General features: G+C 53.1%; 14 protein-coding genes. 5 read left to right on the top strand and 9 right to left on the bottom strand.

Annotated features, from left to right (window positions below; translation table 11 throughout):
* Positions 1 to 146: 146 nt before the first annotated feature.
* Genes LOK74_RS05485 through LOK74_RS05465 form a run of 5 tightly spaced genes read right to left on the bottom strand, consistent with a single transcriptional unit; the run spans position 147 to position 5,722 of the window.
* Entirely contained in the window at positions 147 to 998 is an 852-nt protein-coding gene (locus tag LOK74_RS05485; protein WP_230045579.1) for a histidine phosphatase family protein, read from the bottom strand.
* Entirely contained in the window at positions 985 to 2,517 is a 1,533-nt protein-coding gene (locus LOK74_RS05480) for a glycosyltransferase (RefSeq protein ID WP_230045578.1), read from the bottom strand. The genes LOK74_RS05485 and LOK74_RS05480 overlap by 14 nt, the downstream gene beginning before the upstream one ends.
* A gap of 8 nt (positions 2,518 to 2,525) precedes the next feature.
* Positions 2,526 to 3,443 (bottom strand): NAD-dependent epimerase/dehydratase family protein, encoded by a 918-nt coding sequence (locus LOK74_RS05475; RefSeq protein WP_230045577.1) that lies wholly within the window; start codon positions 3,441 to 3,443, stop codon positions 2,526 to 2,528.
* Entirely contained in the window at positions 3,440 to 4,423 is a 984-nt protein-coding gene (locus tag LOK74_RS05470) for an NAD-dependent epimerase/dehydratase family protein (RefSeq protein WP_230045576.1), read from the bottom strand. The genes LOK74_RS05475 and LOK74_RS05470 overlap by 4 nt, the downstream gene beginning before the upstream one ends.
* Positions 4,424 to 4,438: 15 nt before the next feature.
* Positions 4,439 to 5,722, bottom strand: coding sequence for a nucleotide sugar dehydrogenase (locus LOK74_RS05465; RefSeq protein ID WP_255679504.1), 1,284 nt, complete (start codon positions 5,720 to 5,722; stop codon positions 4,439 to 4,441).
* Positions 5,723 to 5,938: 216 nt separating this feature from the next.
* On the opposite strand from LOK74_RS05465, the gene LOK74_RS05460 reads away from it, so the two are divergent.
* From LOK74_RS05460 to LOK74_RS05440, 5 genes are all read left to right on the top strand, one after another.
* Entirely contained in the window at positions 5,939 to 7,168 is a 1,230-nt protein-coding gene (locus tag LOK74_RS05460; RefSeq protein WP_230045575.1) for a glycosyltransferase family 4 protein, read from the top strand.
* An 11-nt stretch (positions 7,169 to 7,179) separates the two neighbouring features.
* Positions 7,180 to 8,097: a hypothetical protein gene (locus LOK74_RS05455; protein WP_230045574.1), complete on the top strand. Its 918-nt coding sequence runs from the start codon at positions 7,180 to 7,182 to the stop codon at positions 8,095 to 8,097.
* Between the two features lie 216 nt (positions 8,098 to 8,313).
* A complete protein-coding gene (locus LOK74_RS05450) occupies positions 8,314 to 8,997 on the top strand; it encodes a TerC family protein (protein WP_230045573.1) in 684 nt (227 codons plus the stop codon).
* A 66-nt stretch (positions 8,998 to 9,063) separates the two neighbouring features.
* Entirely contained in the window at positions 9,064 to 9,993 is a 930-nt protein-coding gene (locus LOK74_RS05445) for an NAD(P)/FAD-dependent oxidoreductase (protein WP_230045572.1), read from the top strand.
* 4 nt (positions 9,994 to 9,997) lie between these two features.
* Positions 9,998 to 10,486 carry an NUDIX domain-containing protein gene (locus LOK74_RS05440; protein WP_230045571.1) on the top strand — a complete coding sequence of 163 codons (489 nt, stop codon included), beginning with the start codon at positions 9,998 to 10,000 and terminating at the stop codon, positions 10,484 to 10,486.
* A gap of 18 nt (positions 10,487 to 10,504) precedes the next feature.
* Here LOK74_RS05440 and LOK74_RS05435 read toward each other — a convergent pair whose 3' ends face one another.
* The 4 genes from LOK74_RS05435 to ileS form a co-directional block, all read right to left on the bottom strand.
* A complete protein-coding gene (locus tag LOK74_RS05435; protein WP_230045570.1) occupies positions 10,505 to 11,908 on the bottom strand; it encodes an MFS transporter in 1,404 nt (467 codons plus the stop codon).
* Positions 11,909 to 11,922: 14 nt separating this feature from the next.
* Positions 11,923 to 13,041 (bottom strand): mandelate racemase/muconate lactonizing enzyme family protein, encoded by a 1,119-nt coding sequence (locus tag LOK74_RS05430; protein WP_230045569.1) that lies wholly within the window; start codon positions 13,039 to 13,041, stop codon positions 11,923 to 11,925.
* Between the two features lie 12 nt (positions 13,042 to 13,053).
* Positions 13,054 to 13,821 (bottom strand): TraR/DksA C4-type zinc finger protein, encoded by a 768-nt coding sequence (locus tag LOK74_RS05425; protein ID WP_230045568.1) that lies wholly within the window; start codon positions 13,819 to 13,821, stop codon positions 13,054 to 13,056.
* 151 nt (positions 13,822 to 13,972) lie between these two features.
* The gene (gene ileS / locus LOK74_RS05420) at positions 13,973 to 16,759 is read right to left on the bottom strand and encodes an isoleucine--tRNA ligase (RefSeq protein WP_230046914.1); all 2,787 of its coding nucleotides are present in this window, start codon (positions 16,757 to 16,759) and stop codon (positions 13,973 to 13,975) included.
* Between the last annotated feature and the right edge of the window lie 166 nt (positions 16,760 to 16,925).

The raw sequence follows: 16,925 nt of genomic DNA, 5'->3' as shown, positions 1-16,925 counted from the left end.
CCAGCAACTCCTTTATCTATTGATGATCGTCTATCACTGCTTAAGATTTGTTTTCACACTAGATTTTATGATCGAGCAGGAACGGCCCTTTACGGGTACGTAAAGGGCTTCACTGTTGGCTTGCTTTTGATTGTAATGTCTTTACCTCAGTCCTGGGCAGCAAATGGGTTGGTTCCCGGGCCGGTCCCGGGGCCGGTTCCGGGGCCTGTATTGGGAGCCGTTCCCGGACCTGTATTGGGAGCGGTCCCAAGCCCCGTCGGCTTGCTCTCCTCTTCCGGCGACTCAAAGAAAATACTATTTCTTTTTTCGCGTAATTCTGGTGGAAGTCCACGAACCAATCGTCTTCTCCGCTTCTTCATCTTATCCCTCCTTTGTCTTGATTGTTCATGTTTTATATGTGAAGGTGGATGGAAACAGAAGCCTTTCCACAGCCAGCGTCCATCACGGTAAAGCAGCTTGATGCAACTTCCATTGGTGATCGAAATGCTGGGTATGGGTGACGGTTCCAGATACGCCAGCAGCGCCCTGATCAAGGCGCCATGAGTCACGGCAGCTATACACTGTCCTTCATGTATGCTGCCCATCTGTTTTAGCCAGCGTAAAGCGCGTGATCGCAGCTCTGACAACGGTTCGACGCCCGGAAGCCGATTAAGTGCCCTAAAACGACCAGCCCGTTTGCGAATCTCTGCTCTGGTCAGGCCTTCCCATGGACCGAACCCGCGTTCCCGCAGCTTAGATGTACAGAACAGCGGGACACCATTCAATCGTTGACAGATTACGCTGGCTGTCTGCTGCGCCCGTTTCAGGTCTGAGCAGTAGATCGCATCCACCTGACACATCGCAAGATTACCCCCCACTCGCCATGCCTGTGCGCGCCCCTTTTTGTTCAACGGAACATCGGTTTGCCCCTGCAGGCGGTACTGCCGGTTCCAATCAGTCTCACCGTGTCTAATCAGGTAGATCGTAGTTTGCCGTTGCGGCTGGTCACAATTGGGCATGACAGAGAGTCACCTCGTTCTCCCTAATCACCAGGTCACAGGAATTCCAGTGTTCCCCAACGGAAGTGATGATTGCATACTTGCCGGAGGGAATCCCTGCAATCGCAAACCGCCCTTCCTGATCACATTGTGTGACGGATAGCGTCACCCAGGATATATCCATAAGATGGACGGCAGCATGCGGGAGTGGGCGGCCATCTGAGGAACGGACTGTACCGACAAGGGTTCCAGTCGCCTCACACAAGGACCGAGTCCCCAACTGATGGACAGGATCCAGCAACTGCTCGTCAATACTGGTGTAATCAGCAGGCTCAACCATCGTCGGGGGAGAATGAATGGCTTCCGTGTAGAGAGTATATGTTTGTTTCATCATATGTGCATCGCTATAGGTGGCCAGTGCTTCTTGCAAGGCGTTGCCAGCCAATCTCTCCCGCTCCCGTTTGTTCTCGATCAGATAGCGAAGCGACCGATAGAGGTAGCCCGGGTCGCGAGGGGGACCAATGAATCCAGTCCGATCGTGTTGAATCATCTCCGTTACTCCACCGATATGAGTTGATACCACAGGGACTCCGGCGATCTGCGCTTCCATAATCACCAGCGGCAGCGTATCATGCAGGGTCGGCAAAACCACGATATCGGAAAACGCCATAATCGCCGGCAGGTCACTCCTGCCGCCGATAAACTGCACCACATCGTCGATGCCCCGGTTGATTACCTCCCGCTTCAACTTCTGCTCCAGGACCCCGCTTCCGGCTACCCAGCAGACGAAACGGCATTCCACTTCCTTCAACCGCTGGAGTGCCTCGAACAAGAATGTATGTCCTTTGATCGGCACCAGCCGAGCCGGACAGAGGATCAGCGGAGAGTCGGGCCTCTTCACGTCTGTGGGCAGCCGCATTTTCTGCTGAAACTGCGGGATGTCCATTCCATATGGAATCACGGTAAACTTTTCCGCTGAAGCTCCCAGACGAACAAAGGCATCTTTTAGCCACCTGCTGGGAACAATCACCCGCTTCTGCCTCTCTACACTAAGCAATTCTTCTCGCGACACATAAGCCATCTCAATCGGCAGTTTCTTTCCTGCCTCCTCATTCACTTGCCATTCCTCCACCTTGCAATTGTGGAAGGAAGCAACAATCGGTTTGTCTCGAATCGCTCTCTGGCAGGCCAGCGATGAAAAAATATCTTGAGTATGAATCACGTCATAGCGGGATAGGTCAAACTGTCGAATCGCCTCTTCAAAAAAGCAGCGTTCTGTCTCTCGCCAGACGATCCAGCGAGGCAAGTTCGGGTATCGTTTGTTTAGCAGCGGCACGACCCATTCTGCCACCCTCTTCCGGAGGGGAGCCTTCTTCACCCGTCTTCCGCCCACGATATAGACGTCGTTTAGACCAGAAGCATGTGCCAGAATGTCCACTGTGTGCCCGTGCTGTTCAAGCAAATGTTTCAGGATGGAGATGTAGGTGCTGCGACCACCGATGCGAGGGTAGGCTGAGTAGGTTACAAGTAAGATATTCACTGTGAAGTTCACCTTCTCTCCCGGGCATATTGGATGGTTTCGTCCAATCCTTCTGCCAGTGTATACGCAGCCTCCCATCCAAGATGCATCTCAGCCCGGAACGGGTCCAGACAACTATGTCGGATATCACCTGGCCGGGCTGGCTTGTAGTCTGCCTTCAAGACGTGGTCTGTACGGCTGATTAGTTGGTCGCACAGCGTCTCAATCGATGTCTGCACCCCGGTGCTGATGTTCAAAACCTGCGTCGATGCCCATTTCACAGCCAACAGGTTGGCTCGAGCCACATCTTTTACGTAGACGAAATCCCTCGTCTGCTTTCCGTCACCATAAATAACCGGTGGCACTCCGGCAAGCAGGTTGTGAATAAAGGAGGAGACCACTCCCCCCTCTCCCTTCATACCTTGTCTCGGACCGTATACGTTGGAATAGCGAAGAATGGTATAGTCCAGCTGAAACAACCGATGGTACAGACGTACATAGGATTCACCAAGCCATTTGGAAGCACCGTACAGGGAGATAGGCTCTGGCGGATGAAACTCGGAGATTTTTGCCGATTGCGGCTCACCGTATACAGCGCAGGAAGAAGCGTAGACGACCTTGCGCACCCCGCTTCGCCTCGCCGCTTCCAGTACATTTAACGTCCCCATCACATTTGCCATGCCATCAGAGAGCGGATCGGCCAACGATTTGGGGACATCGACCTGCGCCGCTTGGTGGATCACAACCTCAGGCTTGAATTGCTGGAATACCTGCTCCAGGCTTTTGCTTACCACATCGAGTTCAACCACGCTTGCCTGCCGGTGCACATGATTGGGATCACCAGTGGAGAAGTTATCCACCACTTCCACATCGTCTCCTTGCTCAATCAGCATCTCGACGATGTGTGAGCCGATAAAGCCGGCTCCTCCGGTTACCGCAACTCTCATTGCTCTGTCCCTCCAGTTGTCAATTGCTGCCGATACCAGTCAATCGTCCTGGACAGACCGGTCGTGAAGTCGATTGTCGGCAGGTAATCGAGCAGCTGACGGGCACGCGTAAGGTCAGGCTGACGCTTCATCATGTCCTCATACCCACGACCGTATGCCTTTTCGTATGGCACCTTGACGATGGGAGAGTCGGATCCGGTCAACTGCTTCACCAGTTGAGCCGCCTTCATGATTGATTCCGGCTGGTTGTTGCCGATGTTGATCACAACCCCGTCAGCTTTTTCGTTCATCGCCCGATACGTACCCTCTACCGTATCCTCAATGTAAGTGAAGCATCTCGTCTGCTCCCCTGTGCCGTATACCTCGAGCGGTTCTCCTTTCAACGCAGCAGTAATAAACCGAGGAATCACACCACCATAAGCTGTCGCTGTGGCCCGAGGACCATATGCGTTAAAGTACCTTAGCACCGTTACCGGCAGCCCCTGCTTGGCATAGGCAAAACAGAGATGTTCATCCAATGCTTTCGCTGTTGCATAGCACCAGCGGTGGATGGCCGTGGAGCCGAGGATACGCTCGTCATCCTCGTGAAACGGCAAACGGCTGTTTTTTCCGTACACTTCTGACGTGGAAGCAAAGATCACTTTTTTCCGTTCCGGATAAGCCAGTTCCAGTACATTTCGAGTACCATCGATATTGCCTTCGATCACCTTAAGTGGGTGTTCCACACAGTTTTTGACACCGAGTACGGCTGCCAAGTGGTAGATGAGATCCACCTGCTGAATCGTCTCCTTGAGCAGAGCCCGGTCTAGTACTGTGCCCTTGAGAAAGCGGTGCCGCGGATGGGTAAGCGTCGCTTGGAGGAACTCTTTCTTTCCAGTTGACAGATCGTCTATCGTCCACACTTCGTGACCTTCCCGGAGTAGCCGCTCCACTAGGTGCGAACCGATGAATCCGGCCCCGCCTGTAACGAGAATCTTCATCATGTCACCTCCCTGTTACAACCGCACAACATGTGGATGCGATTGTTTTATCGCACCACGTGTATCAAAGAGAAGCGGCGAATGGGTTACGATCAGATCATAGGGAAGCTGTGTATGGTCAGTCAGCAAAACGACATAGTCACTGTTCTTCAGCGTATCAGCTGTCAAGTCGACACTGGCATACGTCTGTCCGTTCAGCTCGAATTGCGACACCAGTGGATCGTAGAACGAGACGTCTACGCCCATTGCCAGCAGTTTTTCAAAAATAGCAAGCGGTGTTGATTCACGTACGTCGTTGACGTCTCGCTTGTACGTGATGCCGATCAGCAGGAGACGAGTGTTGGCAAGCGTTTTGGTTGCAGGCAGGTGCTTGCTGATCCGTTCCACCACATAGTCCTGCATCTGATCGTTTATCAGTTTGGCCAGGTGGATAAACTTCGTCTCCAACTGATACTGCTTTGCCTTCCACTCTAGGTAGAGCGGATCTACCGGAATGCAGTGTCCGCCAACCCCCGGTCCGGGATAGTATGGGGTAAACCCGTACGGCTTGGTTTTGGCCGCTTCGATTACTTCCCATATGTCGATCCCCATCGCTTCGCAGACCATGGCAATCTCGTTGACAAACGAGATATTGACAAACCGTTGGCAGTTCTCCAGCAGTTTGGTCATTTCCGCTGCACGGGGCGAAGTGACCGGCACCAATCGGTCGAAAACCTGCCCGTAGAGGAATGTCAATTTTTGCAAGCATGCCTCCGTGATTCCGCTGACTACCTTGGGAATGGACTCCAATCTGACATCCTTGTTGCCGGGGTCGATTCTCTCCGGCGAATAACCGAGATAAAAATCGATGCCTGCTTGTTTCCCATGCTTCTCCAGGATCGGCTGGAGCACTTCCTCCGTCGTTCCCGGGAACGTGGAGCTTTCCAAGACGATCAATTGTCCTGGTTTCATATAAGAAGCAATCGAGGATGCAGCCGATTGGATGTAACTGAGATCGGGATAGGCATGATCTCGAAGCGGTGTGGGGACACATAGGATGACTGCATCAACGTCTCGTACTGCCGCATACTCCCAAGTCGGCTCGAAGCGTCCGGAAGCGACGAGCTGACGTACTTCTTCATCTGTTATATCTGTCAGATAGCTCATTCCCTTCCGAATGCTTTCTATTTTTTGTTTATCTATGTCTATGCCCCTGATATAAACGCCCTTTGAAACGAAGAGCATGGCAAGAGGCAAACCGACGTATCCCAGGCCGACAATACCGACCTTCGTCTCGGCTTTCTCTACCGGTGCTTTCAACATGGTTCCTCCTTTCCTGATCTCCCTGCTACAGTATGTGAAAGCCATAGTTCCCGGCATGGTCACATAAACTATCTTCAGGAAAAATAGATTAAGTGATCATGCACAAACAACACGGCACAGAAATAGTCTTTCATCCCCTTCCTCGTGATAGGTGAACCGCATAGGATAATGCAGTGATGATCAAATAACCCAAACAGAAGGAGAGGTTGCTCGTTGCGTATCCTAATGGCTACCTACTGGTACCTTCCGCACGTAGGAGGTGTGAATACCTATATCAACGTGCTGCGAAAAGAACTGATCCTGGCGGGACATCAAGTAGACGTGTTGGCCCACCATCCTGACATGGAGAAGATTTACATGGTCAACAACGGGCGCTATGTAGAGAAACAAAAGATTAAAAAAATCGTGTATGACAAGGTATTTGACTATTACGAAAAAAATCAGCCGTATGTCGAACCCTGGGTGCGCTGGCGGGAAATCGAGCGATACACGTTCGAACTGGTTGCCACTTCCTTCAACCTCAACCAATACGACTTGATCCATACCCAGGACATCGTCTCCACCCGTGCCCTGGCAAGGGTGAAGCCAGCACACGTGCCGCTCGTCTCTACGATCCATGGTCTATTGGCTACGGAACATATCATCGCCGGTGACGTGACTTCGAAGCAGTCGATTGCCTGGAAATACGTTTCTGCCGAAGAATATTACGGTTCTACATCAGCAGACCAAACGATCGTACCGACCAATTGGCTCAAAAGCAAACTGAACCAGAAATCGTTTGGCGTTCCCAAGCACTTGCTAAAGACGATTCCGTACGGTATGGATATCGATCACTTTTTGGGTCGTTACCATTCCCCAACCACAAATTACGTACCATTTACCGAACCAGACAAAACCGTCTTGATTTGCCCCGCTCGAATGGTACCGGTAAAAGGACACCGCTACCTGCTGGAAGCTCTCAGCAAATTAAAACAGAAACGAAACGATTTCGTCTGCTGGCTGGTTGGCAGCGGGAAACTGTTTCAGGAGTTGCTCTCGCTAAGCCATGCACTGCAGTTGGGGAACATCGTGCACTTCCTCGGCGACCGCAGCGACGTCCCCCAGCTGCTGAAAAAAAGTGATATCCTGGTCCTTCCATCGGTACAGGATAATCATCCGTTTTCGATCATGGAGGCACAGGTAGCCGGCAAACTGGTGGTCGCCTCCAATGCTGGCGGTATCCCGGAAATGGTGAGTGATCGCAAGACAGGTCTGCTGTTCGCCAACAGAAGCAGTGACGATTTGGCCGAAAAGCTGAACTACGCTTTATCCAATCCGATTCGTCGCAAAGAGATTGCGGCCCTGGGACAGAGATGGGGATTAAAACAGTGGTCGCCGCAAACGTTGTTTGCTAAGACGTATGCCGTATACGAAGCAGGCCAGCGTAAAATAACGACTTCATAAAGGAGGAAACCATGAAGAGGAGAGCACGCCGACGCCATCGCTCACGCTGGCGCAGTATCGATGCAACCAGAAGAAAAAGGAGTCGTGAGCGGGCCCGAGCACGCGCAGGTCGCCGCAGAAGGCGAGCAGCGTCACCCCGCAGAGCCAATCAAGCTCGACGCAGGAGACAGGTAACGCGAATCCGCAGTGGCGTTCAAGTCCGCCGCAGAAAGCAACGAGAACGAATCCTGATCGCAAGATACTATCGTCCGATTCAAAAGATGATGTTGCGAAAAGGGTATCAGGTAACGATCGGGCAGTTGAAACGAGTCCCGCTGAAGGAATCGTTATCGTATGTTCGAGATCATTTCTCTCCAGAAGTAATCGCCAGATACATGCCGCTTAAACGGGTTTTCCGCTCGAGCGAGGCACAGTCAGGAGCATTCACCCCGACGACAGAAGAAGGGTTGGCAAAGACAGGGCAACCATCTGTCACAACAGTACGAACTGTCGTCAAACGGCCTGCCCGATCAGCAAAGAGGTCCCGCCGATCTAGAATACGCCAACGGTTATGGGCAAAGAGAAGATGGAGTGAACCGGACGAACTCCTTGCATCGCCATCCACCCTGACACCTGTGGAGCCAAACGAGACTCCTCGGCCAGCAGCAGCCACACCTCTGATCCCCTATCTCGACATCAATCAGCCTGCGCCGCTTACCGAGGAAGTCAGTTCCTCAGCAGCGGAAACGCAAAAGGTAAACAACATTTTCACATTTTCCGACAGTCATCCATTTGATCCCGGTCTCTGGTCAATGGTGATGGGCAGCCTGCCGCAAGGATACATCATTCCCGATTCCAACTTTACCAGCCGTCTGGAACAAGCGCAGTCAGAAGTGGTAAACGCCCACCTCAGCGGACAAGTGGAACCGCTCAACCCCGATTCCGTATAACTGCCCAATAAGGATAATCACTTCTTGTATTTGTCTCCCACGGCGACCGCCGGGTCCTGCCAATCCTCCCCCGACACTCCTCGGACCCCAGGGTGCCCGGCGGTGCCACCGCTGCTACGTTTGCCAACTGCACAGGACCGGGAAGTTGGCAAAAAAGCCGCATCACACTCAAAAAACATGCTGCTTTGGGGATGCTATACAGGAGGTGATCAGATCGTGGACTGGTTTTCTCCTGCATTTTTTGCTTCGCTGGCAAGCATCATCATCGTTGACCTCGTATTGGCTGGTGACAATGCACTGGTTATCGGCATGGCCGCCCGCAGTCTGCCGGATCATTTGCAGAAAAGAGCCATACTCTTTGGTACACTTGCAGCGATCGTCGTCCGCGCTCTGCTGACGTTGGTCGTTTTCTGGCTGTTGAAGATTCCGTTTCTGCTGCTGATGGGCGGCTTGATCCTGATTTGGATTGCATATAACCTGCTCACCGAAAAGAACACAGAAAAGGAAGAAGCGTACCACACACGCTCGCTGATGGAAGCGATCCGCACGATCGTGGTTGCCGATGTGGTGATGGGTTTGGACAACGTACTGGCTATTGCGGGAGTTTCACACGGCTCTATGCTGCTGGTCGTGCTCGGTCTGCTAGTCAGCGTGCCGATCATGGTCTGGAGCAGTACGCTCATCGTCAAGCTATTGAGACGCTATCCGCAGATCAGCTATCTAGGGGCTGGGGTGTTGTCCTGGACCGCATCCGGCATGATCGCGGACGAGCCCAGGCTTCGTCCCTATCTGGCACCGTTTCCTTGGCTCATCTGGAGCTTCCAAATCGCCGTAGTCGTCGGGGTACTTCTGACCGGGTGGTGGCAGCGGACCCATTCTGCTATCCGCGAACAAGGTTGACTGGTTAACCGGGGCAGGAATATCGATGTTCACTATGGAATACCTTTACGATAAACGGAGACAGAAATGGGGAAACCAAGCGTGGAAAAGGTACAGGTGCTAATCGTCGGCGCTGGCCTGGCTGGGCTGACTGCCGCCATTTGGTGCAAACGACTGGGACTTCACGCTGTTGTTGTCGAACAGAACACACAGATTGGGGGGCAACTACTCCAGATCAAAAACGAGATCTGGGACTTCCCACCACATATCTACGATAACGGCAAGGCACTGCTCAATGCTCTTTTGCAGAACCCAAAGGTGGCAGATCTGGACTGTCGACTGAGCGAAAGGCTCCATTCCATCGAAGAAACAACCCACCGAATTGAAACCGATAAAAACAGCTACCAGGCCGATTATGTGATTTTGTGTACTGGTGTGAGGCCCAATTCACTCCCTTTTCTCCGTCACTCAGGAATGGTGCTTGCACCGTGGTTTTCTACTACATCGCAGGGCGACCTGCTGCATGATAAGCAGGTACTGATCATTGGAGGCGGAGACCGGGCGATGGAGAGCGGCTACAATCTGGCTGCCTATGCCCGCCATATCTGGGTTGTGGTACGATCAGACCGGCTGCGCGCCCGTCCGGAATGGGTGAAGCGTCTGTCCGCGTGTGACAACGTAACCGTTCGGATGAATACCGAAGTTGTGAGGACCAGTGAAGCACAGGAACCAAAAGGGGTTTACTTACGTCAGACAGGAGATTCGAGAGAACAATTTCTCGCTGTTGACTGGATTTTGCCACGGATTGGTGTACGGGGCAATAGTGATCCCGTCTCTTTCCTGAAACGGTGCAGTGAAAACTTCATCGAGGTAGATTCCTGTCAGCTGACCAGTACGGACTGGATCTACGCGATCGGGGACGTCACAAACGGCGCTGCTTACGCTAGCCTCGCACTTGCTGCCGGACAAGCGATGCGTGCTGCCAAGCACATTTCAATACGAAAGATGGAGGGATAAGCGAATGTACTTCTTTGAAGACGACTTCGGCAAGCCGGTGTCGCTTACCTTCGATGAAGAAATCTATCGTCAGCGCCCCGCTCAGCACGTGCTGATCTTCCCATTTCACAATGGCAAGCTGCTGTTTACCGTTCATACGCTGCGAGGAATCGAATTGCCTGGCGGGAAGGTTGAACCCGGTGAGACGAGCATGGCCGCTGCTGTCCGGGAGACTTACGAAGAAACGGGCTGCACGCTGACAGCGATTGAAAAGATCGGTCAATACGTGGTCGACCATACCTTGGTAAAAGACATTTTTGTGGCCAGGGTAGAAGAAAAAGTAGCGGAGATGAGGGAAGGCACGGTTGGCGGGACCGTCATGTTTGATGAGATTCCGGAAGATGTCAAAGGCGATCCCCGTTTCAGCCGCTTTCTCTACGATGATGTCTACCCGCTGACGCTCTCGTATCTGCGCTCCCACAACTTGATCCCTGCACATGCAGCCAGGCCCTGAATGTTTTCATGGCCTGGCTTACCCTTTTGCACGGCCACGCCGCAGAAAGGTGCTGATCGGCTTTTCCGGATCAAATCCCAGTATCTCTTTCATTTCTCGCTGCTTCTGCTTCTCCTCATCCTCTTCCTCAGCTGCGGGAGTCTCCTCTTCCTTCTCCTCTGATGCCTCCAGCATTTGCTGCAGCGCTTCGTTGTCTTCGACCTGCTTCTGCTTGTCGGCAGCTCCCGTTTGTTTCTGCTTGCTTTCTGGTCTAATCAGCAAAAACGCAATCACAGCAAACAGACCAGTGAGTCCCGCGATCGAGTAAAACATCACATCAGTGGAAAAGTCGAGCAGCCAGGTAAACACAGGGGGGCCGACTGCTACGCCAATGAACCGTACTCCGTTGTAAAGGGACGTGATCATACCGCGCTCTGATTTCTTGACCGCGCCGATAATCATGCTGTTCAGACAGGGCAGAATCAACCCCGTGCCTATGCTGCCAATCACCAGGATGGCGATTAGTACGTAGACATTGCCGCTGAAGCTGGCCAGCACATAGGACGTGGTCAATAGGAGCAGCCCGATGATGATGAAGATCCGCATCAGCAGCAGCCTTTTCTTGATGATCGCTCCCGTGATGTAGGCCGTAATGCTCATGGCAAGCAGTGGAATCGCCAGAAATCCACCCTTGAAGACACCATCGATCTTGTACGTTTCCTCAAGCAGGTCTGACAGGTAAAACAACACGCCAAACAAGGTAAATAAACAGATACTGCCGATGAAAAAGGCTGGAACCAGCCACCTGCCGTGCTTGCGAAACACGTTGGAAATCGATTTCACATACTGCTTCACCGGGAGCGGTTCCCTCTTCCGCTTTTTCTCCCTGACCAAAAACAGGAAAATCAGCAGGACGACGCCGCAGATGATTGGAAAGGCAAGAAACACGGCGTACCAGACGATCAAGCCGAGCAAGGAGCCGATAATCGGACTGAGCACTTTACCAAGACCGTTGGACGTCTCCAACAAGCCGAGCCCCCTGCTTTCCGATGCACCGCTAAACAAGTCGCCCACCAGGGCCATCGCAATCGGTGCTGTGCCAGCGGCCCCAATCCCTTGCAAGATCCTGCCAAACAAGATCATCATGTAGGCATCATCCCACCAGAGCGCCGCCAATCCAGCCACCAAGCCGCCGAATCCATACAGCGAGAGGGCGATCGAGATAACCAGTTTGCGACTGAAGCGGTCTGACAGGTAGCCGGCAAAAGGTATCACCAAACCGGCTGCAATGGAAAAAGCCGTTATGACAAAACTAGTTTGAAATGCCGTCAAATCAAGTTTTGCCTTCATCGTCGGCAGGACGGGAATCAACATGGAGTTCCCCAGCACCATGACCAATGGAACGCCAGTCAAACCGATCAGGTTTTTCGTGTTTTGAGCCATCGTCTCCTCGTCTCCTATTTATAAATGCGACCGTCCCAACGAAACGCTTTCAACATCTCTTGATCCACTTCAACTCCCAAACCAATCCCATCCGGCACCTGTACAGCCCCCTTGACAGGTCGCAGGGAGAACAGTCTGGTAAACGGATTTTCCATGACATCCCACTCAACCGGTTCGATCCCACTTTCCTCCATCTTGCTCCAGGGGGGCAGACAAGCCTGGGCGAAAATGGCGTACAGACGAGACAAAGCTCCATCAAATGCGTGAGACGATGCACGTACGCCGAACTGTCGGGCCAACTGGAGCGAGTCCCGGTAAGAATCCAGCCCGTCATGATGCATCGTGTCCGGTTGTATCATGTCCAATGCCCCTTCCATCAGCAGCGGAAGGAACTGCCGAGCGTTTTTCAGGTTTTCCCCGCCAGCAAGCGGGACAGAGAGGGTTGTCCGCAGCAGTTTGTAGTCCGCCCAGCGATCCATCGGCAGCGGTTCCTCCAACCACATCAGATTGGGCCATTCACGGAAGAGGCGTTCCCATTGAAAGGCAGCAGCCGCATCATAGCTCTGATTGGCATCCAGAGCCAGCTGTACGGTATCCTGATAAAACTTTTGCAACTCGATGATATGATCCTGATCTTCGCGGATCGTTCGACCGCCGATCTTTACCTTCAAGTGACGGAATCCGTCCGAGACGGCTTGTTCGATCCGCTGAAGCGAGATGTTTTTCCAGTCGGCGGCATCGGTATAGGACTGAAAGGATGCATAAACCGGGATGGTTTGGTGCTGACGTCCTCCCCACAATTCACTGATGGAGACCGCCGCTTTCTTGGCGAGGATTTCGGTCAGAGCCATACTGACACCTGCAGCAGCCCGCTGGTGCCATTTGTTTATTATTTTGACCAACTGCAGTCGATTTGTTGCCTGCTTGCCGATGAGAAAGGGGATGATCCGCTGCTCAAAACCGAGCATCAGCGTAGGCAGCCAATCGATACACTCCCCCCAGCCATCAAGGCCGGAGCGGGTGATGATGCGAAACAGAAAACAGGTTCGATACTTTTTGTACCCATTGGCATCCCCATACGGCCGCGCAAGTACGTGCAGCAGGGGGTAGAGCTCGATACGTTCAATCTCCAACACGGTTCCCTCCTACAGCAAATCATCCCTGCCTTCCCTCTCCGCCCGTTCATCCTCATACTCCTCATAATCGAGGAAATTGCCCACTCCTTCTCCCTTGCGCATGTACTCCTCGTAAGTACCACTGCGCATAAAGTGAATGCTGTCCGGTCCGGTTAGCCCATCTATATCGGTGTAGCCTATCTGTTCCACCGGTTCGACAAAGCCGTCCGGCTCGTCCGACTCGATGAACATCTCATTGTAGTCGGTTTTGTCATTGTCTACGTAGGAAAACGGTGTACTGGAGGTACCCCACGCTTCTACGATCTGCCAAGCGTCCTCTCCGTCAAAGGCGTTTTTGTCTTCCTGCTCGTCCATCGAGGTACGCCCGTATGGCGGTTGGAGAAAATCTTCTTCCACCGGCCGTTGTTGGTTGATGATGCGTGATGGTGCATGTTCCTTGCAGGTGAGGGCTTGTGGTCTGGCTTGCAGCCGCTCCATGGCGATCGGTTGACCGCAGACGGTACAGATCCCGTACGTCCCTTCGGCCATTCTCTGCAAGGCCTGATCGATCTCACGCAGTGTTTCCCGATCGAGGTTGTACAAGGACAAATCCTTTTCGCGTTCAAACATTTCACTGCCGACATCGGCCGGATGATTGTCGTACATGGAAAACTCAGCAAACGAATCACTCATCTGATCCATCAAGCTGTAGTGATCATTATCCTTGAGCCGTTGTTCAATGCTGTTTTTCTCCTCCAGCAACCGCTGCTTCAACTGGGCAAGCATCTGCTGATCCACGTAAATATGCACCTCCCCTTGCTGTCGCAGTAGCTAGTATGCCACAAGTGGATGACAAAAAAAGACCTTAACCGCTGGTTGTTACAGCCAACGGGCAAGGTCATAAGTCTCGTGCATATCACGCACGATCAGTCATTTCCAGTTGTTTTGATCAGGATTCCACTGCATCGGCGTAATGCTCACTCACAATCGACGCACAGCGTCCACAGATCTGCGGATAATGCTCGTTTACGCCAACGTCGGTCCTGACCACGCGGCATCGTTCACATTTTTGGCCGTCGGCAGGAGTGACCACAACGGCGATGCCCTCCAGCTCAACCGCTTCTGCCGGCTTGGTTTCCTCCGGTGCGTGCAGATCGACGTTGGCGACGATGAACAGGTCGGCCAGATCATCCATCTTCATCAATGCCTGGTAAGCTTGCTCACCTGGGTACAAGGAGAGCTTGGCATCAACCGAATTGCCAAATACCTTGTTCCGGCGCGCTTCTTCCATCGCCTTCAGCACTTCGTCACGCACTTCGAGAAATGCTTCCCACTTCGCCTTTGCCTCAGAGTCAAAGGCGACGTACTGCTCATTGGCTTCCGGCATATCGGTCAGCTGCACACTTTGTTCCACTACACCGGGGACAAACCGCCAGACCTCGTCAGCCGTATGCGGAATGATTGGCGCTACCAGACGAACCAGATCCAACAGGCAGGCGTACATCACGGTCTGTGCGGCGCGACGTTTTGCACTGTCCGCCGCTTCCACATACAGACGGTCTTTGCAAATATCGAGATAAAAAGCGGACAGATCAATGGTGCAGAAATTATGCACGGTATGGAAGACGGTGTGGAACTGATAGTCATCGTAAGCCTTCCGTACCCGTGATACGACCTGCGCCTCTTTAAACAAGATGTAGCGGTCCAACTCGCCCAACTGTTCGTAAGGCACCTGATCGCGAGCAGGGTCAAAGTTGTCCAGATTGCCCAGCAGAAAACGGAACGTATTGCGGATCTTGCGGTATACTTCGGCGATCTGATTGAGGATCGCATCAGAAATCCGTTGGTCTGCCTGGTAGTCGACCGAAGCTACCCAGAGGCGGAGGATGTCGGCACCCAGCTTATCCATCACCTTCTGCGGCTCGATCACATTGCCCAGTGACTTGGACATCTTCCGCCCTTCTCCGTCCAGCGTAAAGCCGTGGCTCAATACCGCTTTATACGGTGCTTTGCCATTCACTGCGACAGAAGTGGTGAGCGAGGAGTTAAACCAGCCACGGTATTGATCGGATCCTTCCAGATACATGTCGGCCGGCCAGCTCAGGTCATCCCGCTCCCGCAGCACAGCTGCATGACTGGAGCCGGAGTCAAACCAGACGTCCATCGTATCCGTCTCTTTGCGGAATTCGGTGTGGCTGCACTTTGGACAGGAGAGACCTGCCGGCATCAGTTCATCCGCTTCGCGGGAGAACCATACTTTGGAGCCCTCCTGGCGAACGAGCTCAGCGATATGTTGAATCGTGGTGTCGTTGATGATCGCTTCCCCGCAGGATTTACAGTAAAAGATCGGGATTGGCACACCCCATACGCGCTGACGGGATATGCACCAGTCGCCACGATCTGCCACCATGTTGGAGAGTCTCACTTCTCCCCAGTGGGGAATCCATTTCACCTCTTTAATCGCCTCCAGCAGCTTATCCCGGAAGCCGTCAATCGAAGCGAACCACTGTTCCGTCGCACGATAGATAACCGGCTTTTTGGTACGCCAGTCGTGCGGATACGAGTGAGTGATAAAAGTCAGCTTAAGCAACGCACCCGTCTCCTGCAGTCTCTCGGTAACCACTTTGTTGGCGTCGTCGTAAAACAATCCTTCAAATCCAGGGGCTTCACTGGTCATCTTCCCTTCTCCGTCCACCGGACAGAGAACACCGATGCCGTACTTCATGCCGATCTGGAAGTCGTCCTCCCCGTGTCCCGGTGCCGTGTGGACACAACCGGTACCGGCGTCCAGTGTGACGTGCTCTCCCAGCAGGATCGGCGATTCCCGGTCATAAAAAGGATGCTTGGTGACCACGCCTTCCAACTCTGCTCCCTGGAAAGTGGCAAGAACTTCCGTGTTTTCCCAACCGATCTCTTTGACAGCCGTCTCCAACAACCCGGAAGCCAGCAGGTACTTGGCACCATCGGCTCGTACTACGCTATACTCCAGTTCCGGATGCAGACAGATCGCCAGGTTGGCCGGAATCGTCCAGGGAGTGGTCGTCCAGATAACCACACCGGTATCGGTATCCAACTTCCCTTTCCCGTCCTGCACCTGAAAGGAGACGTAGATGGACGGGGAGCGTTTATCCTTGTATTCGATTTCGGCGTCAGCCAGAGCGGTTTCCGAGGAAGGCGACCAGTACACACTGCGCAGTCCTTTGTAGATGTACCCCTTTTTGGCCATTTCTCCAAACACCTGGATCTGACGCGCTTCGTACTCCGGCTTCAGTGTGACGTAGGGGTTTTCCCAGTCGCCACGTACCCCAAGTCGCTTGAATTGCGCTCGCTGCTTGTCGATGAAACTCCAGGCGTACTCCTCACAGCGAGCCCGGAAATCGTTCACTTCGATCGACCGACGATCAAGCTGCTGCGCATTAATGATCGCTTGCTCGATTGGCAGACCGTGCGTGTCCCATCCCGGTACATACGGGGCGTGAAAGCCGGCCATCGATTTGTAGCGAACGATCATATCCTTGAGAATCTTGTTCAGTGCGTGCCCGATGTGGATATCGCCGTTGGCGTACGGCGGACCGTCATGCAGGATAAAAGAAGGGCGTCCCTCTGTCCGCTCCTGTACCCGCTGATAAATCCCTACCTCATCCCACCACTTCTGGATTTCCGGTTCACGCTGCGGCAGATTGCCGCGCATCGGAAACTCCGTTTTTGGCAGGTTCAGCGTCTTGCTGTAATCCATCGTCATGTTTGATTCACCTCGACTATGATCTAAATCACAAAAAAGCTCCACTCATCCCTGTAGGGACGAGAGGAGCTCCCGCGGTACCACCCTATTGGAAAAACGCACGGCACATCCCGTGGCCGGGACATACACCTGCCATTTATCCGCCTTTGTCATTCGTAAC

The sequence above is a fragment of the Brevibacillus humidisoli genome, from assembly GCF_020923435.1.
GTDB lineage: Bacteria > Bacillota > Bacilli > Brevibacillales > Brevibacillaceae > Brevibacillus_E > Brevibacillus_E humidisoli.
The sequence above is the reverse complement of the archived record's forward strand: the minus strand, read 5'-3'. Positions and strand labels throughout refer to the sequence as shown.

What these genes read in the sequence shown, in the direction of transcription:
- LOK74_RS05440 (WP_230045571.1), top strand. Translation starts at nt 9,998, where the DNA reads ATGTACTTCTTTGAAGACGACTTCGGCAAGCCGGTGTCGCTTACCTTC.
- ileS (WP_230046914.1), bottom strand. Translation starts at nt 16,759, where the DNA reads ATGGATTACAGCAAGACGCTGAACCTGCCAAAAACGGAGTTTCCGATG.
- LOK74_RS05485 (WP_230045579.1), bottom strand. Translation starts at nt 998, where the DNA reads ATGCCCAATTGTGACCAGCCGCAACGGCAAACTACGATCTACCTGATT.
- LOK74_RS05455 (WP_230045574.1), top strand. Translation starts at nt 7,180, where the DNA reads ATGAAGAGGAGAGCACGCCGACGCCATCGCTCACGCTGGCGCAGTATC.
- LOK74_RS05470 (WP_230045576.1), bottom strand. Translation starts at nt 4,423, where the DNA reads ATGAAGATTCTCGTTACAGGCGGGGCCGGATTCATCGGTTCGCACCTA.
- LOK74_RS05475 (WP_230045577.1), bottom strand. Translation starts at nt 3,443, where the DNA reads ATGAGAGTTGCGGTAACCGGAGGAGCCGGCTTTATCGGCTCACACATC.
- LOK74_RS05435 (WP_230045570.1), bottom strand. Translation starts at nt 11,908, where the DNA reads ATGGCTCAAAACACGAAAAACCTGATCGGTTTGACTGGCGTTCCATTG.
- LOK74_RS05445 (WP_230045572.1), top strand. Translation starts at nt 9,064, where the DNA reads ATGGGGAAACCAAGCGTGGAAAAGGTACAGGTGCTAATCGTCGGCGCT.